We start from the raw sequence: 21,875 nt of genomic DNA, 5'->3' as shown, positions 1-21,875 counted from the left end.
GATGACACTCACATCTGCGGAAATCCTCTCGCTGCCTAAGGTCCTGCTCCACGACCACCTTGATGGTGGGCTACGCCCCTCGACCCTCATTGAGCTTGCCGCCGAGGTTGGCCACGAGCTTCCGTCGACCGACCCCGACGAGCTCGCGGCGCTGTTCTCCAAGAACGCGGCATCGGGGGACTTGGTCCGCTACCTCGAGGCATTCGTCCACACCGCAGTGGTGATGCAGTCCGCTGTCAACATCCGCCGCATCGCGCGCGAGGCAGTCGTCGACCTCGCCGAGGATGGTGTCATTTACGCGGAGCTTCGTTACGCACCCGAGCAGCACCTCGAGGGTGGGCTGACGCTTCAGGAGGTCGTGGAGGCCGTCCAGGCGGGAATCGAGGAGGGCGTCGTGGAGGCCGCGGAGGCTCGCCACCCGATCCGGGTGACCGCGCTATTGGACGCGATGCGCCACCTCGACCGGTCGCTCGAGATCGCCGAGTTGGCGATCGCGAACCGTGACCGCTGCTGCGTTGGCTTCGACATCGCTGGGCCGGAGGCGGGCTTCCCGGTCTCCAACCACCGCGCGGCATTCGAGTTGCTGCGTGACAATCACATGCCCGTCACCATTCACGCGGGAGAGGCCGATGGGGCCGACAGCGTTGGCCAGGCCCTCGGACTGGGTGCGGCGCGACGAATCGGCCACGGGGTCAGGGTCCACGAGGACATCACTGGTATCGACACGGACGAGCCGACCTTTGGGGCGATCGCGCGTCACGCGCTCGACCAGCAGGTGCCGCTGGAGTGCTGCCCGACCTCCAACGTGCAGACGGGCGCGGCTCAGTCGATCGAGCACCACCCCATGCATGTGTTGCGCGACCTTGGCTTTGCGATCACGGTCAACACGGACAACCGGTTGGTGTCGGGCGTCTCGATGAGCGGGGAGTTCTCCGAGCTGGTTCGGGTCGGCTGGACCAAGGAGGACCTGCTCGAGGCGACCCTGATCGCCGCGTGGGCCGCGTTCCTGCCCTACGACGAGCGCGGGGAACTGGCCGAGTTGGTGCTCGAGGGGTTCGGCCTCGGCCTCGAGGACCTGTAGCCAGCACGGGTTTCGCCTTAACTTAGGGTTCGGTCGGCGGCCGGTGAACTCCGGTTCGCCGTCCGCCGACGGGGATTTACGCTTGCTGCGGTTCACCGTGCACCGTGCACCGTGCACCGTGCACCGTGCACCGTGCACCGTGCACCGTGCACCGTCCACCGTCCACCGTCCACCGTCCACCGTCCACCGTCCACCGTCCGCCGTCCGCCGTCAACCAGGCCGTGTCCGGGGCGTGTTGGAGTCCAACGCCGACCCACCACCGGGCGGGACGCGGGCAAGGCAGGGCTCACCTGCCATCGGAGCTACCCGGGCGAACCGCAGTGTGATGGCTGTCGGTTGGGCTGGCCCTGAGCGAAGCGCTGAGGTACGCCTGCACAGCTAATTAGTGCGCGAGCTTGAGGCCGATCACGCAGCCCACGAGCCCGAGGAGCAGCAGGAGCTTGAGCACGGAGAACGCTTCGGCGCCGCTCACCATCGCGTAGGTCGCGGTAAGTGATGCTCCGATGCCTACCCACACGGCGTATGCAGTTCCCACTGGTAGGTCGCGCATGGCGTAGGCGAGCCCCGCCATTGAGGCGGTGAGGGCGACGAGAAAGACAGTGATCGGAATGGGCTTGGTGAACCCCGCGGTCTTGCTGAGCGCGGTGGCCCAGACAGCCTCGAGGATTCCGGACAGGATGAGTACGAACCAGGACATGGGTGCCTCTCGGGCGTCGTCTTGTCGCTAGCCGGGTACGACACCACTCGTCCGGGAGCCGGTTGACGGCTCTGCCCACATTTTTGCATGGGAGCATGTGTTGGGCAAGAAATTGGGCCTCCGCCGTTGCCCCGCTGCCGCCGTCGCCCCGCTGCCACGGCGCAGTTCGGACGCTGGTCCCTTGTGAGAGGACTAGGGTCGCCATCCCCACGCGGGCGCCCAGGGGAAGCGATAGCGTCGCGGTGCTGTGGTGCTGTGGTGCGGTGGTGCGGTGGTGCGGTGGTGCGGTGGTGCGGTGGTGCGGTGGTGCGGTGGTGCGTGGTGCGTGGTGCGTGGCTGCGCGGCGGTGCTGCGCGGTGCGGATCGCGCCCGGTTCGGCGTAGGCTGAAGTGAGACGCATCGTTGGCTCCTGACTGGGGCTTGACAGGATGCCCCAACCTGGAGGAACACATGACTCTCACCCGCACTGAACTTGCTCGCTACGTCGACCACACACTGCTCAAGCCTGAGGCAACCGCCGAACAGGTAGCAGAATTGGTTGCCGAGGGTGCGGACCTCGGAGTGTTCTCGGTCTGCGTCTCTCCTTCGATGCTTCCACTCGATGTTCCTGAGGGAATGGCAATCGCGACCGTGTGTGGGTTCCCCTCGGGAAAGCACCACTCAGCCATTAAGGCGGCCGAGGCTGCTCGCTCCATTCTTGACGGAGCAGACGAGATTGACATGGTGATCGATATCGCCGCTGCGAACGCCGGAGAGTTCGCCGTCGTCGAGGCAGACATCGCGGCTGTGCGCGCTGCTGTTCCCGAGGGCAAGATTCTTAAGGTCATCATCGAGTCTGCGGCGCTAAGTGACGCGGCGATCACGGGGGCGTGCCTCGCCGCTGAGGCTGCGGGTGCGGATTTCGTCAAGACCTCGACGGGATTCCACCCCGCTGGTGGTGCTTCCAAGCACGCTATCGAGCTGATGGCGAAGGCCGTCGGCGGGCGCCTGGGCATCAAGGCCTCTGGCGGCGTGCGTACGGCCGATGACGCACTCGAGATGATCAACGCAGGCGCGACCCGACTCGGACTGTCCGGCACCCGCGCTGTCCTGGATGGACTTGACGGGACGGGCGGCGCTCACATCGTCAACCCCGGGGCTGCCGGGTACTAGACGCGCGCTTCTTCTAGTCGACCGCAAGATACTAGACGCGAGTTCTTCCTTAATGAGCGCCGGGCATTGGCCGCGTGCGTTTGCTAAAGGGGCGGGGCGCCCAATTGGGCGCTACCTTGTCTCCGCTGCGAGCTCGAGGTGCGCCCGGCCGCCGAACCTACGCTCGCGCGAGTCTGGCGTTGTGAACTGAACCTCGTCATCCACCACTTCGACTTTCCATCCGTCACGATGGACGCGATGGTGGCATCTCGTGCAAAGCAAGACCCCGTTTTTCAGATCCGTCGGACCTCCGTCGCGGCCCCACCACCGGATGTGGTGGGCTTCGCAGAACGACGGTGGTGCGTGACACCAACTACATCCCCCGTCCCTTTCTACAAGGGCGAGGCGCTGAGCTGGAGTAAAGAGACGCTTGAGTTGCCCTAGGTCGAGCGGAAGCGATTTGCCGCCCATCACCAAAGGGATGATGCCCGCGTCGACCGCCATAGACCTGAGGGTGCCCACCGAAATTGGGCCCGCGACTTGATCGCATTCGCCCAGGGCTAGGTCGTCCTCTAGGTCGCGCTCGTTGATCCGAATTATGACGGTTGTCTTGACTCCCGACTCGATTGAGGTGCAGCCCAAGCCGTGCAAAGCGAGCGACGTCATGGCATCGAGGCGGATCTGGCCGGCGTTTCGCTCGTCCTCGATTCCCACGCCACCGTCGCTGGTGTTGCGTCGCTGTTGGAACGCCCATCGAGTCTGGGCATCGACATAGGCACGAATGGGCGCGGCACTGGCAGGGTCCATCCGGGCGGTCATCATGACCATGCCCTCGGGGTCTTCGTGAAAGTACAAAGCACGGTTCTCGCGGTGGATCCGTTCCTTTGCCGCGAGGTCCTTGGGGAAGCGCCAGGCGCGTTCCCTGCCACATACTCGGCGCAGTTCCGATAGGCCGAGCGTGCGGGCCTTCTCGACGAGTCGACGCTCGAGTTCCTCGAGCTCGCGTGAATGCTCGGCTCCTGGAGTGGCGGGTACCTGTGGAGCGCCGGCTTCCAGTGCCTCGGCCGAATACGACTTAGTGATGGAGTCGAGGGTTCGGGTGAGCAGAGAAGCTGCGTCGGCCCCGATAGCGGCGCTCAGAAGGGCCGCGGCGACATGAGGGAAGCGAGGCACGCTCGTGGCCGCTTGCTCCCCGCGCGCACTTTCAACATCAGGGCCAGCCGAGGCCGCCGCGCCTGACGGTTCACGCGGAGCCAAGGCGCGACCTGCCTCGATGAGATTGCTCGCCTGTCCTGGGGTGATTCCCAGCGTCTTTCCTAGTGACTGCTGTGCGTTGGAGAAGCCGTCTTGTCGCGCAAGCCCGCCCACTCCAAGACTAGGGTTGCTCCGGCGTGCCAGTTCGTGGGCCATTGAGGCAGCGACGGCGTCGTACGCGCGCCGGACGCGCCCCATCCCATTGCGGTAGTCATCGAACTCCGCAGAGGTGAGCTCGGACTCAGTCCGCCCGTCGAGGGTTCGCAGGGCGGCGACCTCGGCGGCTAGTGAGTCCAGTGAAATGGTCATGATTCAATTCAATCACTGGCGTCTGACAAACGCGGCTTAACTCCACTAAACGTTATTAAATGTGGACAAGTCGCGGAATGCGCGGCCTGTGCACCACGGTAGGAGTGCCGTAGCGCTGCCGCAGCGTCCCCGCAACAACGGCACGGCGATGCCGCCATGCCTCCACGCTTCGACGCCGCAGCACGGCGATACAGCCATGCCGCCAAGCCGCCATGCCGCCAAGCCGCCATGCCGCCACGCTTCGACGCCGTGACACACCGCTACACAAGCACCGCTACACAAGCACCTCTACGGCGCTACAACCCCAGCGCGGCCCGCACATCGGACTCGAGTTCGTCCATCGCCGCCGAGGCCGCTGCCCGCGCGGAAAGCACGTCGCCGCCGTCCACGGACTGGATGACCTCGAGGTACGCCTTGACCTTGGGCTCCGTGCCGGAAGGCCGGATGATCACTCGCGCTCCCGATGCCGTGGCGAGGTGTAGCCCAGTAGTGCCGGGCAGCCCGTTCAGTCCCTTGGACATGTCGTCGGTCGCGGTCACGTCCGAGCCGCCCAGGGTCGCGGGAGGCGAGCTCAGCAGTCGGGTCATCGTCTCGCCAATCAGCGACACGTCAGCGAACCGAGCGGCCACCTGGCGCGTCAGATACACGCCGTAGGCCCGCGCGAGGTCATCGATGGCGTCGGACAGCGTGCGTCCGGCCGTCTTGAGCTCGGCGACGTAGTCGGCGATCAGCACAGCGGCTGAGATGCCGTCCTTGTCGCGCACCAGCGCGGGAGCGACACAGTAACCGAGCGCCTCCTCGTACCCGTAGACCAGTCCGTCTTCGCGGCCGATCCACTTGAAGCCGGTCAGTGTGCTGCGGTAGTCAAGCCCGTGCCGCGACGCGATCGCGGACAGCTGCTGCGAGGACACGATGGAGTTCGCGAGAACCCCTCCGACCTTCTGAGCGTCGCTGAGCCCGGAGGCGACACGCTCGCCCAGCAGCGACCCCACCACGTCTCCGTGCAGCATCGTCCACTTGCCGTCTATGACGGTGGCGACGGCGCAGCGGTCGGTGTCGGGGTCGTTCGCGATCACGACGTCGGCGTCGATCGAGGTAGCGAGCGCGAGGGAGAGGTCGATAGCGCCCTTCTCCTCGGGGTTGGGGAAGGCGACGGTGGGGAAGTCGGGGTCGGGCTCGGCCTGTTCCGGAACGGTATGCAGGTCGGTAAACCCAGCCTCGGACAGTGCCGACGTGACGGTCGCGCCGCCCACTCCGTGCAAAGGCGTGAGGACGATGCGAATCCCGGCGCGCTCGGGCGCGTTGCCCGACACAGGGCCCGCAAGGCCGGCCGCCAGGGAGATGTACTCCTCGACGACTGACTCCTCGATGATGGACCATCCCTCGGCTGCGCGCGCAACCGACGACACGGTCGGGACGGCGGCGATCCGCGACGCGATCTCAGCGTCGTAGGGGGGCACAATCTGGGCGCCTTGCCCGGAGTCGGTCACGACTCGTCCACCCAGGTAGACCTTATATCCGTTGTCCTGTGGCGGGTTGTGCGACGCGGTGACCATGACACCGGCATCGGCCTCGAGGGCTAGCGTCGAGTAGGCCAGAACGGGTGTGGGCAGCATGCGCGGCATGAGGAACGCCTCGTGGCCGGCGGCCACCATGACGGCGACGGTGTCGACCGCGAAGTCGTGCGAGCCGTGGCGGGCGTCGTACCCCACGACGATGCGTGCGGGGCCGTCGATGCCCAGGTCCGCCAGCGCGTCGGTCAGGTAAGTAGCCAGGCCCGATGCGGCGCGGATCACGACGGCGCGGTTCATCCGGTTGGGTCCGGCGCCGATGCGACCGCGAAGTCCGGCCGTGCCGAACTCGAGGGGGCCGCGGAACCGGTCCGCGAGGTCAACTCCAGCGGCGGAGTCTCCCGCAGTGTCCGCGTCCAAGACCGCGCGCAATTCCTCTCGCGTCGCGGCGTCGGGGTCGTCCGCGATCCAGGCCTCGGCGATTTCGTGCAGTGACCCGTTCATTACATGCCCTTCACAATCTCGGCGAGCAGCGCGGAAATGCGCGGCCCCGCGTCGCGACCTGCGTCCAGGACTTCCTGGTGGTTGAGCTCTTCGCCGCCCATGCCGGCGGCGAGGTTGGTGACCAAGGACAGGCCTAGGATCTCCATCCCGCGCTCGCGGGCTGCGATTGCCTCGAGCGCGGTGGACATTCCCACCAGGTTGGCTCCCAGCGTGACCGCCATGCGCACCTCGGCGCGAGTCTCGTACTGAGGGCCAGTGAACTGCGCGTAGATGCCGTCGGGCAGGGTGTCGTCGATCTGCCGCGCTAGTTCACGCAGGCGAGGGGAGTACACGTTCGTCATGTCGACGAAGGTCGCGCCGCGCAGCGGGGTGACTCCAGTGAGGTTGAGGTGATCCTCGAGCAGCACCACGGAGCCGGGGCCAACCTCGGGTCGGGTCGAGCCGCAACCGTTCGTCAGCACGAGCTGCTTACAGCCAGCGGCCGATGCCATGCGGACTGCGTGAGCCACGCGGACGGCGTCGAGCGTCTGGTAGTAGTGCTGGCGCGCACCGAGAACCAGCACGTGCTTGCCATTGGGAGACAGCAGCGAGCGGAAGACGGCGCTGTGGCCGAGGACGGCGTGCGTGTCGAAGCCCGAGATCTGGTCGGCGGGGACGGTCGCGACTTCCTCGCCAATGAGGTCCGCTGCCCCTCCCCAGCCGGAGCCCAATACCAGGGCGATATCGTGGCGATCGACCCCCGTAGCGGAGGCAAGTTGGGCGGCGGATTCGGAGGCGAGTTCAAAGGCAGTATCCATCTCTCGAGCGTAGCCCCTCGCGAGAGTCAACACGCCGACGGAAACACTCGGTCGCCATGTACGCAACAATGGACTCATGGCATCACGCATCGTCATTATTGGTGGAGGCCCAGGGGGCTACGAGGCGGCAATTGTCGCCAGGAAGCAAGGAGCCGAGGTCACGCTCATCGAGCGGCAGGGCCTCGGAGGCAACGCGGTCCTTACCGACGTTGTCCCGTCGAAGACCGTGATCGCGACGGCGGAGTGGCGAACAATCGCCGACCGCGCGCCGTCGCTGGGAATCCGGGCCATCGACGGCAGCGACACGGAAGAGTTTTCCGAGCATGAAGTCGACATGGCCGCCGTTAACCAGCGGATTTCAAAGCTGGTGCTCAAGCAGTCCCACGACATCGCTACCCGGATGGCTAAGAACGACGTTCAGGTGGTCGAGGGCAGCGCGCGGCTACTGAGCCCCACGCTGGTCGAGACCGAGAACGACAGGTTCGAGGCCGATGCCGTGTTGCTCGCGCTCGGTGCCCGCCCTCGCACGCTCTCGACCTGCGAGCCCGACGGCGAGCGCATCCTGACCTGGACGCAGTTGTACGACCTCAAGGAGCTTCCCGAGCACCTGATTGTGGTCGGGTCCGGTGTCACCGGAGCGGAGTTCGCGGGCGCTTACTGCATTCTCGGCAGCGAGGTCACCCTGATTTCCTCGGGTGACCGCGTGCTCGAGAATCAGGACCCTGAGGCCTCGGCGCTCATCACCGAGGTGTTCGCAGCGCGCGGCATGAACGTGATTGGCCGCTCTCGCGCCAGCGCGGCAGTCAACACCGGCAACGGCGTCGAGGTGACGCTCTCTGATGGCACCGTCATCGAGGGCTCGCACTGCCTGATGGCCGTGGGTTCCATTCCCAACACGGCCGATGCGGGGCTCGAGGAGGCCGGCGTCAACCTGAACAAGCAGGGATTCATCGAGGTGGACAGGGTCTCGCGCACCAGCGCTCGTGGGGTGTACGCGGCGGGGGACTGCACCGGCGTGTTCCCGCTGGCCTCGGTGGCCGCCACGCAGGGCCGCATCGCGATGGCCCACATCCTCGGCGACGCCGTCGCGCCGCTCGACCTCGGTAGCATCGCCGCGAACGTTTTCACCACCCCGGAGATTGCCTCCGTCGGCGCCACGGAGAAGCAGCTTCAGGAACGTGGCATCTTCTACCAGGTGTCACGACTTGACTTGGCTCGCAATCCGCGTGCCAAGATGCTCGGCATCGACCAGGGCTTCGTCAAGATCTTTGGGCACACGGTGACTGGCCAGGTGCTGGGCGCAGTGATTGTCGGCTCGCGAGCCGGCGAACACATCTTCCCGTTGTCGCTCGCGGTCTCGCAGCACCTCACCGTGGACAACATCGCCGATGCGTTCACGGTCTACCCGTCGCTGTCGGGCACCATCGCAGAGGCTGCCCGCCGCCTGCACAATATGACGGACCCTCAGCACGCTCCCACGACGTAGTAAGCCGCGGGTGTGGACTCGCCGGCGGCCCGGATCGACACGCCCCACTGGCGTTCTTCCGCGCGGCGAGTAGAGGGCGCCGCGAGCAATCAGGGCGCGCCGCCGTCGGTAGCGCCCGTGGCGCGGTGACTCCGAGGAGTCAACACGGCACTAGGCGAAGAGGCTCTGGCCCACGTAGGCCCCGTCGGTCCCACCGAGCGTAGAGCCCAGGGGAATGCCGGGCGGCACGGCGAAGAGCGCGGAGCCGGTGGTGCGCAGGTACTCCACCGTCATCAAGTCGTCGCGGGCCATCTTTTCCTGGATGGGCACGAACTGCGTGCGCGGGTCGCGGACGTAGGCCAGGAAGAACAACCCCGCGTCTAGCCGACCAAGGTCGTCGGCGCCGTCCGTGAAGTTGTAGCCGCGGCGCAGCATCGCCGCGCCGTCGTTGTGATCCGGGTGGGCGATGGCGACGTGGCTGTCGGCGGCGATGAGCGGCTTGCCGTCGTTGCCCTCGCGCTCAAAGTCGGGGTCGGTGAACTCCTGGCCGCCGGACAGTGGTGCGCCGGAGCCCTTGGTGCGACCTACGAGCGCCTCCTGTTCTCCCAGCGAGGTGCGGTCCCAGATCTCCGCGAGGATCCGGATGCGGCGCGCCACCAGGTACGAGCCGCCGGCCATCCAGGCCTGGCCGTCTTCGCTCTGCGACCACAGCCACTTATTGACCAGGTCGGACTCCTCGGCGCGCATGTTGTGCGTGCCGTCCTTGAAGCCCATGAAGTTGCGCGGCGTGACCTGGTCCGAGGTGGTGGACGAGGTGCGGCCAAAGCCCAGCTGGCTCCACTTGATAGCGGCCGCGCCAAAGGCGATGCGCGACAGGTTGCGGATCGCGTGGACGGCCACCGTCGGGTCGTCGGCGCACGCCTGGATGCAGATGTCGCCGCCCACGAAGGTCGGGTCGAGCGTGTCGCCCGCGAACTTAGGCAAGTCGATGAGCTGCTCGGGCCGCATGCTCGCGAGTCCAAAGCGATCCACGCCGTCCTTCTCGAAGAGCGTGGGGCCAAAGCCAAAGGTGATGGTGAGCTTGGAGGCGGGCAGGTCGAGCGCCTCCCCGGTGTCGTCCGGCGGGGCGGCATAGCTGCCTCCGGCGACGCCGTCTCCCAGTTCGGAGCCCGCCATCAGGGTCGCCGCTGCCTGCGACCAGCGGCGCAGCAGCGCGATCAGCTCGTCGCGCGACCCGGTGGTGACGTCGAAGGCAGCGAAGTGCATGCGGTCCTGCTGAGACGTGACGATTCCAGACTGGTGGTCGCCCAGGAATTCGTACGATGCGGTCGTGGTGGTAGGCGCGGTGGCGCGGCCGACCGCGAACCCTCCCGCACCGGCGACGGCCGCGGCGCCCGCGGCGATACCCGCGACGCCGAACACGCTGCGACGCGAGTAGCCAGAGCGTTCGCTCTCCGAATCCGCGGGGGAGTCCTCGGGTGGCGAAAGCTCTGGCTGCTCGGCATCGTTCATGTGGTTATTGTTCCAAACTGGCTGAGGCGGTGCGAACACACCGCCAGGGTGACTAGAGGACCGCTGCGGCGGTGAGCTGCGACAGGGGCTCGCCGAGCGCGTCCACGGCGCGGGCGAGTTCCTGAATCTGGGCCTCGGTGAGGTCGTCGTAGTAAGTGAAGCCGGTCTCGACGGAGCCCTGCTCGGCAAGTAGCGTCTGGACGGCGTCGAAGCGCGAGGTCAGCTCGGCTGCGAGGTCCGGGTCGGTCTGCTCGACCACTGGCTGTAGGACGCCGAACGCCACGTAGGCTCCGTCGAGGTTCGCCTGGAAGTCCCATAGGTCGGTGTGCGACCAGGCCTCCTCCTCGCCGGTGATCTTGCCCGCTGCCACCTCGTCCAGCAACTCCTTGGCGCCGTTGCCAATCTGGAAGGCGTCGATCTGGAAGTCCTCCGCGTTCACGCGGCTATTGAGCTCCGCCGTGTCCGCCACGAGCTGGTCTGCGAGGGCCTGACGCTCGTCCTGATTGAGCTCGTAGCCCTCCGCGGGCGGGAACAGGTCCTTCTCCATGTGGTGCCAGCCGGTCCACTCCTCGCCCTCTGCGAGGTCGGCCTCGCGCAGGTCCATGGACGGGTCGAGGTCACCGAACGCCTCGGCGACGGGCTCGATGCGCTCCCAGTGCACGCGGGTGTCCGCGTACATGTCCGCGGCAGCCTGGTCATCCCCCGCCAGGTAAGCGGCGACGAACGCATCGGTCTTCGTCACGAGCGACGCGACCTGGTCGCGGACGTAGAGCAGGTACTGGTCGGCGGCGGCGTCGAGCTGCTCGCCAATCTCCCCGGTGGGACCCACCTCGGCGCCGGAGTCGGTCACCGTAAAGGCGGCCTGAATGCCGTCGCCCACCATGCCCGGCTTGCACGCGGTGATGTATTCGCCCGCGGGAATCTGAGCGACGAGCTCGCGAGAGAGTCCGGGGCCGATGTTCTCAACCTCGGTGATGATGCGCAGCCCGTCGTCGGCCAGGAGGTAGAACTCGGTGACGTCGTCGCCGTTGTTGGTGACCTCAAACACGATCGAGCCGGAGGGCGCCGTAGCGGAGGCAACGTCGCAGCCGTCGGCGGTGGAAGACACCGCGATGGCGCTGTCGGCGGCGGTGTCGTTAGACACGCACCCGGACAGGGCGAGGGTTCCAACGGCGAGCATGGGCACAACAAAACGAGCGTTCATGGCTGATTCCTTGAGTGGGGGGACTAGACGGTGGTCGACGCGAGGGCTGCGTCGGTGGCCGGCGCCTCGGTCGGTGGCTGGACGGGGCGCTTGCGGGAGCCGCCGAAGGCCATGCGGACAAACAGCCACATGACGGGCACCACGTACGCGATCCAGGCGACTGCCTGCAGCACGGTGGTGGCGGCGGAGAAGTTGAAGATGCCCTTCAGCGTGGTGCCGTACCAGGAGCTGGGGGGCACCTGGGCGCTGACGTCGAAGGCAAGGTTGTTGAGGCCAGGCAGGATGCCGGCCTCCTGCAGGTCGTGGATTCCGTACGCGAGCACGCCGCCGGCGACGATCACGAGGAAGACACCAGTCCACTGGAAGAAGGCCCGCAGGTTGAGCTTCACGGCGCCGCGGTAGATCAGGTAGCCGAGCGCGATGGCGGTGGCCAGGCCGAGCACTGCGCCGGTGATGGGCCCGGAGGTGGATCCGGCGGCCTCGATTCCGGCCCAGAGGAACAGCGCGGTCTCCAGCCCCTCGCGGCCAACCGCGATGAGGGCCATTCCCACGATCGCGCCCTTGCCGACCGAGATGGCCTTCTCGAGCGCGGTCTCCAGGTTGGTCTTAAGGAACCGGGCGGTCTTGCCCATCCAGAAGATCATCCAGGTGATGAGGGCGACCGCGACGATGCTCAGGGTGCCGCCGATGGCCTCCTGCGCCTCGAAGCTGAGCCCCTGCGGGCCGAGCGTCAGGATGGCGCCGAAAGCGAACGAGACAACAATCGCGATGCCGATGCCGAGCCACACCTGCGGGAGCAGTTCGCGTCGATTGGTCTTGACCAGGTAGGCGATCAGAATTCCGATGACCAGCGCGGCCTCGAGGCCTTCGCGTAGGCCGATCAGGTAGTTCGCGAACACGGTGGTGCCTCTCGCATCGGAAGTCAAAAAGTAAGGTTCGCCTTACTTCTGACTTGAGCGTAGAGGATGGATCCGGCGGTGTCAAAGAAAAGAAACGCCGGCGTTACGTAATTGCGATGTGCGAGGGAAGAGGGGTGCCGCCTCGCACGGCGAAAGGCCCTAGGGGGGCTACGGGGCGTCCTGAATCTCGCAGATCGCCGTGCCGGCACTGACGGAAATTCCGACGGCGGCGGCAAGGCCGCTCACGACCCCGGCCTTGTGGGCCACGAGAGGCTGTTCCATCTTCATGGCCTCGAGCACAACGATCAGGTCCCCAGCGGCGACCGTCGCGCCGTCCTCGACGGACACCTTCACGATGGTTCCCTGCATGGGAGACGTCAGCGTGGTGCCCGATGCTGCGCGTCCGGCGCCTGCGGGCTTGCGGGCGCCGCGACGAGCGGGGCCGGTGCGGCGGCCGCCCGAGCGGCCCGCCTGGGCGAGTGCCGCGGGAAGGACGACCTCGAGTCGCTTGCCGCCCACCTCGACCACGACGCGCTCGGTGGCCTCGTCCTGGCTGTGGTCGTCGTCCGACGTGTTGGCCTTGCCGAGGCCGGCCACCACGTCGGCGAAGTCGGACTCGATCCAGGTGGTGAAGACGCCGAAGTTGCCGTCGGCGGCCGCGAACTCGGGTGCGTCGAGCACTGCGCGGTGGAAGGGGAGCACCGTGGGGATGCCCTCGACCACCATTTCTGACAGCGCGCGACGCGCGCGGGCAAGCGCGCGGTCGCGGGTCGCGCCGGTCACGATGACCTTGGCGATCATGGAGTCGAAGTTCCCGGAGACGGTGTCGCCCTGCACCACGCCGGCGTCGACGCGGACGCCGGGTCCCGAGGGGAAGTGAAGTCGCGAGATGCGGCCGGGGGCCGGCATGAAGCCGGCGCCCGGGTCCTCGCCGTTGATGCGGAACTCGATCGAGTGTCCCCGGGGCTGCGGGTTGAGGTTCGAGATCGGCTCGCCTGCCGCGATGCGGAACTGCTCGACTACAAGGTCGACGCCGGTGATCTCCTCGGTGACGGGGTGCTCGACCTGGAGGCGAGTGTTGACCTCAAGGAAGCTGATGGTGCCGTCGGTGCCCACAAGGAACTCGCAGGTGCCGGCACCCTGGTAGCCGGCCTCGCGCAGGATGTTCTTGCTGGCCGCGACGAGCTCCGCATTCTGAGCGTCGGTCAGGAACGGCGCGGGGGCCTCCTCCACGAGCTTCTGGTGGCGGCGCTGCAGCGAGCAGTCGCGGGTCGAGACCACGACCACGTTGCCGTGGGAGTCCGCCAGGCACTGGGTCTCGACGTGGCGGGGCTTGTCGAGGAAACGCTCGACGAAGCACTCGCCGCGGCCAAAGGCGCTGATGGCCTCGCGCGTGGCGGAGTCGAAAAGCTCGGGGATCTCCTCGCGGGTGCGGGCGACCTTGAGGCCGCGTCCACCCCCGCCGAAGGCCGCCTTGATGGCGACGGGAAGGCCGAACTCGTCGGCAAAGGCGACGATCTCATCGGCAGACTGGGCGGGATCCTTGGTGCCGGGCACCAGGGGGGCGCCGGCGCGCTGCGCGATGTGGCGCGCGCTGACCTTGTCGCCGAGGGATTCGATGGCGGCCGGGCTGGGGCCGATCCATACCAGGCCCGCGTCGATGACCGCCTGGGCGAAGCTGGCGTTCTCCGCGAGGAATCCGTACCCGGGGTGGATGGCCTCTGCGCCGGAGCGCCGCGCGACGGCGATGATCTTCTCGATGTCCAGGTACGTCTCGCGTGCGGTGACGCCGCCGAGCGAGAAGGCGTCGTCGGCTAGACGGACGTGAGGAGCCTCGCGGTCAGGCGTTGCGTAGACGGCGATGGACCTCAGTCCAACGTCGGCGCAGGCACGGATGATACGCACGGCGATCTCGCCACGATTGGCGATGAGGACTGAGGAGAAGGCATTCACCCAGCCACGGTAGCGCGCGTAAGTCTCGAAACGCACGCTGTGACGCCTGTTGTCTCCAACTTTGGACCCGGACGTGCGACGTCGCGTCATCGTTTGTGGGAATACGACAAGGAAAAATGGCGGAACGGCAGATATGGCCGATTCGGTTGTGTGCCGTCCACAAACTGGAGCGCCGTTAGGCGCGGTGGGCGGAGTTTTACAGGCTCTTCTTCATCTTGATCGAAACGGTTTGATAGCCCAGCGACTCGTAGAGACCGCGGGCGGGGGCGTTGAAGCCAAAGACGTTGAGCCCCAACGAGCTAGCTCCGTGATCGCGGGCGTACTGCTCGCCGAGCGTCATGGCGGCACGCCCGAACCCGCGGCCGCGTTGGTCCTCGCGCACGCCCACGTCCCAGACCCACCACGCGCCGGGGTCCTCCGAGGTGTCGGGGCCTATCCAGAGGTAGCCGACCTCCGCATCGTCGCCGTCGACCAGGTCGAACGCGGCGTGCCCGGCCTTGAGCTTGCCCCCGGGAAACATCTCGCTGGTGCTCTGGGCCGAGCGGCTGCGCGCGACCGCGGGGATCTCGCCGGCCGCTATCAGGTCCGCCACGTAGTCCGCGTGAGAGCTAGCGAGCCAGAGCGGGAGCCGCTCGGCGCTCATCGGAACGAGTCTGATGTTCACGGGGGAGACGCTACCGCTAGACGTTGCGCAGCTGGTGGATGGCTACGCCGAGCTCGCCGAGCAGGTCGCGCAGCAGCGGGAGGCTTACGCCGACCACTCCGTGATAGTCGCCCTCGATGGCCGTCACGTACGGCCCGCCGATGCCGTCCACCGTGAACGCGCCCGCTACCTGAAGCGGCTCGCCGGTCGCCACGTAGGCGGCGATCTCCGCGTCGGTCAGGTCCGCGAAGTGCACCACGGTTGAGGAGGTCGCGCCCAGCGTGCCGGACGAGCCGTCGTCGCGGTCGTCGATGAGCCAGTGGCCGCTGTGCAGCGTGCCGGATGAGCCGCGCATGGAGCGCCAGCGATCGCGAGCCACCTCGGGGGTCCGCGGCTTGCCCAGGATTTGTCCGCCAAACTCCAGCATCGAGTCGCAGCCCAGCACTATGGCGTCGGTGCCGTTCGCGTCGGAGACGTCCTGAGCCTTGGCGCGCGCCAAGGCGAGCACGGCATCGGCGGGGGAAATGTCTCCCAGGCCCGCGGCCTGATGTGCTGCCTGAGCGAGCGCGAGAACGGCATCCTCATCGACGTCGCTCACGATGACGCGGGGTTCGATGCCGGCGGAGCGTAGCGTGCTCAGGCGTGCGGGGGATTTGGAGGCGAGGACGAGGGGGACGGTCATGGTGGCGAGCCTATCTGCACCGGCGCATGACTCAGGAGTACTGCTGCACCTGCAACGCGTAGAGGTCCGCGTAGAGGCCGCCGAGCGCCACCAATTCGTCATGGGTGCCGGCCTCTGCGATCTTGCCGTCGCCCACCACCAGGATGGTGTCGGCCATGCGGACGGTAGAGAATCGGTGGGATACCAGGATGGTGACGGCGCCGGTGCGCTGCGCGACGCGCCTGGCCCCGAGCGCGTACTGCTCAAATAGGTTGTGTTCGGCCTGCGCGTCGAGCGCTGAGGTGGGCTCGTCCAAGAGCAGCAGGAGCGGGTTGTCTCGCATCATGGCGCGACCGAGAGCGAGTTTCTGCCACTGCCCGCCGCTGAGCTCGGTGCCGCCCTCGAGGGACTTGCCGACCGGTGTCTCGAGCCCGTCGGTAAGCCGCTTGAGTACGTCCTCCGCTCGCGCACGCGACAGCGCTGCGGTGACGGCCTCCGCATCGTCGATGTATTCCTGCGAGCCCAGTCCCACCACGTGCTGGGCGGTGAACTCGTACTTGGCAAAGTCCTGGAAGCCGGCCGAGATGCGGTCTCGCCATTCGTCGACGGGGATGCGCCTCAGGTCGGTTCCGTCGACCGTGATGCTGCCCGACGTGGGCTCGTAGAAGCGGCACAGCAGCTTCACCAGCGTGGACTTTCCCGCGCCGTTCTCGCCCACTATCGCCACGGTGGCGCCCGCCGGGATGGTGACGTTGACGTCAGCGAGCACCGGGTCGTCGGTGCCGGGGTACGCGAAATTCACGTCGGTGAAGGTAATGCCGGTGGACATCGTGTCGGGCACCGAGGCGTCCTGGGCGACGTCGGGAACCGGCGCCACCACCCCGCGAATCCAGCGGATCTCGGAGAACATCGAACTAGTGCGCTGCAGGCCAGTGAGCATGACGACTGCCATAGCGACCTGGGCGTTCACTTGCGCTGCCAGAGTGATCACCATCAGCACGTCGCCCACCGAGGCGTCGCCACGCACCGCGTCCTGCACGGTGAGGAGGGTGCCGGACACGTACGCGACGGCGAAGATCAGCTGCGCGACGGTACGCACGCCGGTGGCCTTCACCTCCGCGCGAATCTCCAACTTGGACGCGGCCGCCCAGGCTCGTGACTGGCGCTCGCGCACCTCCGTCTCCAGCCCGCATGTGCGGACCTCCTTGACGGGACCCGGATCAGCAAGCAGCCCGAACATGTGGTTAGCCTGGCGCGTGGCCGGCGCAGCGTCGGTGCGACCCTTGCGCGCAATATTCTCGCTGACCCGACCCAGCAGGAGCGGGGGAATCGCGGCGAGCGGCAGCAGTATGAGCCAGGGGCTCACGCCCGCGAGCAGGATGGCCGTAATGATGAGGGCGACGACGGTCGCCACGCTGCTGTACGCCGATTGGATGGTGCCCCATGCCGCACGGTCGGCCTCGCGGCGAATCAGCGCGATGCGGTCCGCGTACTCGGCCCTCTCGTGGTGTTCCAGCCCCACGGAGCCGTTGCTGAGCGCCGCGACGTCTCGTTCCACCATGGCGGCCATGTCTTCAGCGGTCTTGAAGAAGAAGATGTGCGCGAAGTGTTCGGCCGTGAGGGCGACGACGCCGAGTACCGCAACCAACACCGCGGCGGTGATCGCAGAGCGGGCCTCTCCGGCGAGGGAGTCGTCGATGATCGCACGCAAGCCAACGGCGGCTCCCGGTAGCGCGATCGGTTGGATCAGCAGCAGGCCGAATCCCATGAAGAAGTTGAGCTTTCCGGCTCGCCACGCGTACCGGAAGGTGTCGGCCAATCCGCGCATGAGTTCCATCAGCGGGCGCCCCCCATCGCATCCGCGTCAGCCTCGTCGTCGGCATCGAGGCCGTCGTGAAAGCGCCGGGCCTGCAGGTCGAACAGCCGCTTGTAATGCGTGTCCGCGGACAGGAGTTCCCCGTGGGTGCCGCGCTCGATCACGTGGCCGGCCTCGATCACCACGATCTGGTCCGCGCGGCGCACCGATGAGAACCGGTGTGAGATGAGAAGCGTCGTGACGCCCTCGGTGAGTTCCACGAATTGGTCGAAGAACTCCGCCTCCGCACGCACGTCGAGGGCCGCGGTCGGCTCGTCGAGGACCAGGACGCGCGCACCCTTGGAGAGGGCGTAGAGCGAGCGCGCGATCGCCACCCGCTGCCACTGGCCACCGCTGAGGTCGATGCCGTCTTTGTACGCGCGAGCCAGCGTGGTCTCGAGGCCGGCGGGTGCATCGGTGAGCGTGTCGAGCATGCCAGTAGCGGCAGCGGCCGCCTTCACCGCGTCGCGATCCTCCGGAGCGAACGCAGCGCCGAACGCAACGTTGTCGGCAGCGGAGACTTCGTAGTGAACGAAGTCCTGGAACACCACGGACAGGGTGCGCCGCCACTGCTCGAGGTCGAATTCGCGGATGTCCACGCCGTCTACGTAGATGCCGCCCGCGTCGGGCTCGTACAGCCGCGCCAGCAGTTTCATGAGGGTGGTCTTGCCTGCGCCATTGATGCCGACGATGGCCGTGGTCTTGCCGGATTCGATGGTCAGGTCGAGCCCGGAGAAGACCGGCTGGTTGGTTCCCGGGTACGCGAAGTGGAGGCCGCGAAACTCGATCGACGACTGGGGGGCGTGGCGGGGAACGTCCGTGGTCCCGCGGGGGGCGGTATCCGTGTCGCGCACCGTATCTTCGACCTCGCGGATCGCGGTGAGGGCATTCATTCCGAACTGGGTTGAGGTGTCCGACTCTGGGTAGTCGCGCGCGAGCATGAGCGACCCGATGAGCGCCTGTAGGCCGAGGGTCAGGGCAGTGAGCGACATCGCGCCGGTGGCCAGCTCACCAGGGGCGGCGCCGGTGCCGGCCGCGCGCGAGACCAGAGAGACGAGTGCCCACGTCACCGTGACGAGGGCGATCGCCGTGTACACGAGGTAGGGCTTGAAGTAAATGCGCCGGCGCTCGCGATCGACCGGGTCGGCGAACTCGTGGAACGCATCCTCGTGACGCTTGGTCATCCACGCCATCGACCCGAAGACGCGGAGTTCCTTGGCCGCCACGGATCCCATGGTGATGTCTCGCAGGTAGACGAGGCGACGCCGGAGGTGGCCGTTAGACCGCCACAGCGCCGAATAGACGCGCAGGCCGGCGCGATTGCCCACGCGCAAGGTCGCGATCGCGACGGTCATCGCGATCGCAGTGAGCGCACCGAAGATGATCCAGATGATCACCAGCAACGCGAAGAGTTGGACGTAGCGGGCGAAGAGGTACAGCATCCCCGCCACCGCGTGACCGGGGGTGTGGAAGTTATTCTCGAACCGCATCCGTGCCTCGGAGAACTTGCCGAGCACCTCGCCATCCTCCAGTGCGGAGATTCCCACGGATGAGGTGACCGATGCGACGGCCTGGTCGCGGATGCGGCCGTCCACGGTGCGCTGCACGGAGAGCCCGAGCAGCTGCTGTACCGGGGCCAGCACCTGTTGCAGGAGGAACGCGACCGCGGCTATCAGGAACAGCCGCACCAGTTCGTTCCACGCGGCGGATCCTTCGCCGCCGCCGACGGCGTCCGGAACATTGCCGATCATCGCGGAGGTGGCGAGCATGAACACGATGGGAAGCGCGCCCAGCACGAGGCCGATGACGATGAGCGCTGCCACGCGACCCCAGCCCGCGAGCGGCATGATCTGCCAGATACGCACTCGTGCGAGGAACGCGGCGTCCCAGTACTCGGCGGCGCGCTCCCTCATCGACCGGCGGGGAACGGAACGTTTCGACACAGCTCAGAACCCTTCGCGCAATGGGTGGGGCCCACAACGGGAGCGTCCTTGACCCCCTAGCAGCGCGGGCGTTCGGCGGGCGGGGTGGGTATGACCCACAAGGGGAGACGCCTTGGCCTCGACCGGTGGGTGGTGCCCCAGGGGCGGCACGAGCGTCCCGCGGGTGGCGCGAGATTGTCGTGCGCGGCGCACGAGTTAGGCTCTGGGTGGACTTATTCGACGCCGGAGGCAGGTTATGAAAAAGCGAGCGACCATCGAGCCGCGCAGCGTGCTCCGCCGCGCGGGAATCGCCGGCCTCGTCGCGGGACCCCTGCTGCTCGCGGTCGGGATTGCCGGCCTCTCGATGGCCCAGTGGACCACCACTGTTCCTGGGCAGTCGACGTCCTCGGCCTACGTGAGGGTGTTCTTTGTGGCAATCGCGGTATGCGGAGCCATCGAGTTCGCCGCCGGCGTGGTCGGGTGGCGCGCGTCATCGCGGCTCCCGGACGTCGCTCGCCTAGCCGGTGTCAACGACTTCCTGACGTTCGTCACGGCCATCGTCACGTTTATGGGCATGGTGTTCCTGACCGTGCTCGGCTACGCACCGGCGGCCCTGGTCGTGGCTATTCTCGGCGCGGGGGTGCTGTATTCCTCGGTGGTCTCCCGCAAGGCGATGGCGGCCGCCGGCCACACCGTCAACGCTCCCTAGGGTCGACTGCCCGCTGAGGCGGTCGCGACTTCGAGTTCCTTGTCGCTCCTTGTAACGGACGAGATGAGCGGGGCGGAGTCGTCCTCGGGGGCGCGGTCGCTCTCGACCGGGGCCAACCGCGGCGCGCGGCGCGGCAGGCCGATCGCCGCGACGATCGCTGCGATCAGGGCGATTCCCGCGCCCACCCACATGGCCGTCGAGTTGCCGAGCATGTAGGAGCTCTTCGCGGACTCCGCGAGGGCCGAGCCTTGCTCGCCCAGGCTGGCCGCGACCTGCAGCCCGCCCGCCAGCGATCCTGAGGCCGTCTGCGCGGCCTGGGCGGGCAGGGCAGTGCCAGCCACCACGTCCGTCATGCTGCTCTGGTATCCCGCGCTGATCATCGACCCGAGGATCGCGACGCCGAGTGCGCCGCCAACCTGACGAGTGGTGTTGCTCATCGCGGAGCCCATGCCGGAACGGTTCTTGGGCACCGACGACATCATCATCGCGGTGGCGGGGGTCATGGTCAGCGACATGCCCACGATCAGCAGCCCCATGCCCCCGAGCACCTCGAGGTAGGTGAGGTCGGTGGGCCACTGCGACATCCAGACAAAGCCCAGCGACACCAGCAGTAGCCCCGGCGCGACGGTCCAGCGGGCGCCGAGTCGCGCGGCGATGTTGGGCACGAAGGGCGTCAGGATGAGCATGGGAAGCATGATCGGGATGAAGGCGTACGCAGCGGTGAGCGGCGCGTACCCCAGCACGAGCTGGAAGATCTGGCTGTTGCCGAAGAACGCGGCCATCATGGCGAAGAAAGACAGCGTGACCGCCAAGGCGGAGACGGAGAACCGGGGGTTCTTGAACAGGTGCAGATCGAGCAGGGGGTGCGGCGCGCGCAGTTCCCACAGGATGAAGCCGAGCAGGGCGACGGCTCCTATCCCGAGCGCGGCGAGGACCTCGGCGGAGCCCAGCCCCTGCAGCGGCGTCTCCATGATCCCGAACACGATTCCAGTGAGCGCGACGGTCACGAGCAGCCCTCCCCACCAGTCGACGGGGTTGCGCGTCTCGTCGCGCGAATTGGGGACCACGACGGCGACCCCTACGAGAGATGCCGCGGCGATCACGGCGCTCATGACGAAAAGCGAGTGCCAGCTGAAGGACTCGAGGAGGAACCCGGACGCGACGGACCCGAGGATCATGCCCGCGGAGGAGATGGTGGACCAGATGGCGATGGCTTTGGCGCGTTCGGACCTGGGGAAGACCACGTTCACCGTGGAGAGGGTGTTGGGCATCACCAGGGCGGCGCCGAGCCCCATCGCAGCACGGGCGCCGATGACCTCGCCGGCCGAGCCGGCCAGCATCGCAGCGTAGGCGGCCGCCAGGGCGTAGACCGCGAGGCCGATGATCATCAGGCGGGCGCGTCCGTAACGGTCGGAGACGCCTGCCGCGACCATCAGTAAGGACGCGAAGACCAGGGTGAAGGCCTCGACGATCCAGGTGAGGTCTAGCTGGGTGGCGCCCAGGTCACGCGCCAGCGATGGCAGCGCAAGGTTGAGGCTGGAGTTGGCGAGCACGACGGTGAGTAGCGTGGCGCACAGCACGGCGAGGATCGTCCAACGGCGGCGAAAAACCTCCGGCGAAATACCCTCGGACAGGGCCTGCGCGACGGTGACGGCTTGACGGGGGGACTTGGACATGCGGCTGCTCCTGACGATGCTGGGGTGGCACGCGTCATTGCGGGGACAGTTTCAAGATACTTTGTGTTTAGTGAACTATCAACTTCGTAATG

17 protein-coding genes and 1 riboswitch are annotated in these 21,875 nt (G+C 67.1%); of the genes, 4 read left to right on the top strand and 13 right to left on the bottom strand.

Features of this window, described 5'->3' with window-relative positions; genetic code table 11:
* Nucleotide 1: 1 nt before the first annotated feature.
* Complete coding sequence (locus tag ACQU6B_RS10450; protein ID WP_430867491.1) at nucleotides 2-1,081, top strand: adenosine deaminase; 1,080 nt, start codon at nucleotides 2-4, stop codon at nucleotides 1,079-1,081.
* Between the two features lie 382 nt (nucleotides 1,082-1,463).
* Here the strand turns inward: ACQU6B_RS10450 and ACQU6B_RS10445 are convergent, their stop codons facing one another.
* Nucleotides 1,464-1,778 (bottom strand): DMT family transporter, encoded by a 315-nt coding sequence (locus tag ACQU6B_RS10445; RefSeq protein WP_430867490.1) that lies wholly within the window; start codon nucleotides 1,776-1,778, stop codon nucleotides 1,464-1,466.
* A 10-nt stretch (nucleotides 1,779-1,788) separates the two neighbouring features.
* Nucleotides 1,789-1,853: riboswitch (guanidine-III (ykkC-III) riboswitch) on the bottom strand.
* A gap of 375 nt (nucleotides 1,854-2,228) precedes the next feature.
* Here ACQU6B_RS10445 and deoC point away from each other — a divergent pair.
* On the top strand, nucleotides 2,229-2,930 hold the full coding sequence (deoC, locus tag ACQU6B_RS10440; protein ID WP_430867489.1) for a deoxyribose-phosphate aldolase: 702 nt from the start codon (nucleotides 2,229-2,231) through the stop codon (nucleotides 2,928-2,930).
* 111 nt (nucleotides 2,931-3,041) lie between these two features.
* Here deoC and ACQU6B_RS10435 read toward each other — a convergent pair whose 3' ends face one another.
* From ACQU6B_RS10435 to ACQU6B_RS10425, 3 genes are all read right to left on the bottom strand, one after another.
* Complete coding sequence (locus tag ACQU6B_RS10435) at nucleotides 3,042-4,472, bottom strand: DUF222 domain-containing protein (protein WP_430867488.1); 1,431 nt, start codon at nucleotides 4,470-4,472, stop codon at nucleotides 3,042-3,044.
* A gap of 296 nt (nucleotides 4,473-4,768) precedes the next feature.
* On the bottom strand, nucleotides 4,769-6,487 hold the full coding sequence (locus ACQU6B_RS10430) for a phospho-sugar mutase (protein WP_430867487.1): 1,719 nt from the start codon (nucleotides 6,485-6,487) through the stop codon (nucleotides 4,769-4,771).
* Nucleotides 6,487-7,284, bottom strand: a complete 798-nt coding sequence (locus ACQU6B_RS10425; RefSeq protein ID WP_430867486.1) for a purine-nucleoside phosphorylase — start codon at nucleotides 7,282-7,284, stop codon at nucleotides 6,487-6,489. The genes ACQU6B_RS10430 and ACQU6B_RS10425 overlap by 1 nt, the downstream gene beginning before the upstream one ends.
* 76 nt (nucleotides 7,285-7,360) lie before the next feature.
* On the opposite strand from ACQU6B_RS10425, the gene ACQU6B_RS10420 reads away from it, so the two are divergent.
* Nucleotides 7,361-8,770 (top strand): NAD(P)H-quinone dehydrogenase, encoded by a 1,410-nt coding sequence (locus ACQU6B_RS10420; RefSeq protein ID WP_430867485.1) that lies wholly within the window; start codon nucleotides 7,361-7,363, stop codon nucleotides 8,768-8,770.
* 150 nt (nucleotides 8,771-8,920) lie between these two features.
* Here ACQU6B_RS10420 and efeB read toward each other — a convergent pair whose 3' ends face one another.
* The 8 genes from efeB to ACQU6B_RS10380 form a co-directional block, all read right to left on the bottom strand.
* Nucleotides 8,921-10,261 (bottom strand): iron uptake transporter deferrochelatase/peroxidase subunit, encoded by a 1,341-nt coding sequence (gene efeB, locus ACQU6B_RS10415; protein ID WP_430867484.1) that lies wholly within the window; start codon nucleotides 10,259-10,261, stop codon nucleotides 8,921-8,923.
* Nucleotides 10,262-10,313: 52 nt separating this feature from the next.
* Nucleotides 10,314-11,465: an iron uptake system protein EfeO gene (gene efeO, locus ACQU6B_RS10410; protein ID WP_430867483.1), complete on the bottom strand. Its 1,152-nt coding sequence runs from the start codon at nucleotides 11,463-11,465 to the stop codon at nucleotides 10,314-10,316.
* A 23-nt stretch (nucleotides 11,466-11,488) separates the two neighbouring features.
* Nucleotides 11,489-12,364 (bottom strand): iron uptake transporter permease EfeU, encoded by an 876-nt coding sequence (gene efeU / locus ACQU6B_RS10405; RefSeq protein WP_430869236.1) that lies wholly within the window; start codon nucleotides 12,362-12,364, stop codon nucleotides 11,489-11,491.
* A gap of 168 nt (nucleotides 12,365-12,532) precedes the next feature.
* Nucleotides 12,533-14,317: an acetyl/propionyl/methylcrotonyl-CoA carboxylase subunit alpha gene (locus ACQU6B_RS10400; RefSeq protein WP_430867482.1), complete on the bottom strand. Its 1,785-nt coding sequence runs from the start codon at nucleotides 14,315-14,317 to the stop codon at nucleotides 12,533-12,535.
* Nucleotides 14,318-14,513: 196 nt separating this feature from the next.
* On the bottom strand, nucleotides 14,514-14,981 hold the full coding sequence (locus ACQU6B_RS10395) for a GNAT family N-acetyltransferase (protein WP_430867481.1): 468 nt from the start codon (nucleotides 14,979-14,981) through the stop codon (nucleotides 14,514-14,516).
* Between the two features lie 16 nt (nucleotides 14,982-14,997).
* Nucleotides 14,998-15,642 (bottom strand): Maf family protein, encoded by a 645-nt coding sequence (locus ACQU6B_RS10390; RefSeq protein WP_430867480.1) that lies wholly within the window; start codon nucleotides 15,640-15,642, stop codon nucleotides 14,998-15,000.
* Between the two features lie 31 nt (nucleotides 15,643-15,673).
* Complete coding sequence (locus tag ACQU6B_RS10385) at nucleotides 15,674-17,458, bottom strand: ABC transporter ATP-binding protein (protein WP_430867479.1); 1,785 nt, start codon at nucleotides 17,456-17,458, stop codon at nucleotides 15,674-15,676.
* Nucleotides 17,458-19,419: an ABC transporter ATP-binding protein gene (locus ACQU6B_RS10380; RefSeq protein ID WP_430867478.1), complete on the bottom strand. Its 1,962-nt coding sequence runs from the start codon at nucleotides 19,417-19,419 to the stop codon at nucleotides 17,458-17,460. Before ACQU6B_RS10380 ends, ACQU6B_RS10385 begins: the two co-directional genes overlap by 1 nt.
* A gap of 235 nt (nucleotides 19,420-19,654) precedes the next feature.
* Here ACQU6B_RS10380 and ACQU6B_RS10375 point away from each other — a divergent pair, with 235 nt between their 5' ends.
* Nucleotides 19,655-20,107, top strand: a complete 453-nt coding sequence (locus tag ACQU6B_RS10375) for a hypothetical protein (RefSeq protein ID WP_430867477.1) — start codon at nucleotides 19,655-19,657, stop codon at nucleotides 20,105-20,107.
* Here ACQU6B_RS10375 and ACQU6B_RS10370 read toward each other — a convergent pair.
* Nucleotides 20,104-21,783 carry an MFS transporter gene (locus tag ACQU6B_RS10370; protein WP_430867476.1) on the bottom strand — a complete coding sequence of 560 codons (1,680 nt, stop codon included), beginning with the start codon at nucleotides 21,781-21,783 and terminating at the stop codon, nucleotides 20,104-20,106. The two genes, ACQU6B_RS10375 and ACQU6B_RS10370, sit on opposite strands and share 4 nt — an antisense overlap.
* Nucleotides 21,784-21,875 lie beyond the last annotated feature (92 nt).

The organism is Demequina aurantiaca, assembly GCF_050598105.1.
GTDB classification, from domain to species: domain Bacteria; phylum Actinomycetota; class Actinomycetes; order Actinomycetales; family Demequinaceae; genus Demequina; species Demequina aurantiaca_A.
This window is presented reverse-complemented; position numbering and strand designations above follow the sequence as displayed.

What these genes read in the sequence shown, in the direction of transcription:
- efeO (WP_430867483.1), bottom strand. Translation starts at nt 11,465, where the DNA reads ATGAACGCTCGTTTTGTTGTGCCCATGCTCGCCGTTGGAACCCTCGCC.
- ACQU6B_RS10385 (WP_430867479.1), bottom strand. Translation starts at nt 17,458, where the DNA reads ATGGAACTCATGCGCGGATTGGCCGACACCTTCCGGTACGCGTGGCGA.
- ACQU6B_RS10420 (WP_430867485.1), top strand. Translation starts at nt 7,361, where the DNA reads ATGGCATCACGCATCGTCATTATTGGTGGAGGCCCAGGGGGCTACGAG.
- ACQU6B_RS10450 (WP_430867491.1), top strand. Translation starts at nt 2, where the DNA reads ATGACACTCACATCTGCGGAAATCCTCTCGCTGCCTAAGGTCCTGCTC.
- ACQU6B_RS10390 (WP_430867480.1), bottom strand. Translation starts at nt 15,642, where the DNA reads ATGACCGTCCCCCTCGTCCTCGCCTCCAAATCCCCCGCACGCCTGAGC.
- ACQU6B_RS10430 (WP_430867487.1), bottom strand. Translation starts at nt 6,487, where the DNA reads ATGAACGGGTCACTGCACGAAATCGCCGAGGCCTGGATCGCGGACGAC.
- deoC (WP_430867489.1), top strand. Translation starts at nt 2,229, where the DNA reads ATGACTCTCACCCGCACTGAACTTGCTCGCTACGTCGACCACACACTG.
- ACQU6B_RS10435 (WP_430867488.1), bottom strand. Translation starts at nt 4,472, where the DNA reads ATGACCATTTCACTGGACTCACTAGCCGCCGAGGTCGCCGCCCTGCGA.
- ACQU6B_RS10445 (WP_430867490.1), bottom strand. Translation starts at nt 1,778, where the DNA reads ATGTCCTGGTTCGTACTCATCCTGTCCGGAATCCTCGAGGCTGTCTGG.
- ACQU6B_RS10370 (WP_430867476.1), bottom strand. Translation starts at nt 21,783, where the DNA reads ATGTCCAAGTCCCCCCGTCAAGCCGTCACCGTCGCGCAGGCCCTGTCC.
- ACQU6B_RS10375 (WP_430867477.1), top strand. Translation starts at nt 19,655, where the DNA reads ATGAAAAAGCGAGCGACCATCGAGCCGCGCAGCGTGCTCCGCCGCGCG.
- ACQU6B_RS10425 (WP_430867486.1), bottom strand. Translation starts at nt 7,284, where the DNA reads ATGGATACTGCCTTTGAACTCGCCTCCGAATCCGCCGCCCAACTTGCC.
- efeB (WP_430867484.1), bottom strand. Translation starts at nt 10,261, where the DNA reads ATGAACGATGCCGAGCAGCCAGAGCTTTCGCCACCCGAGGACTCCCCC.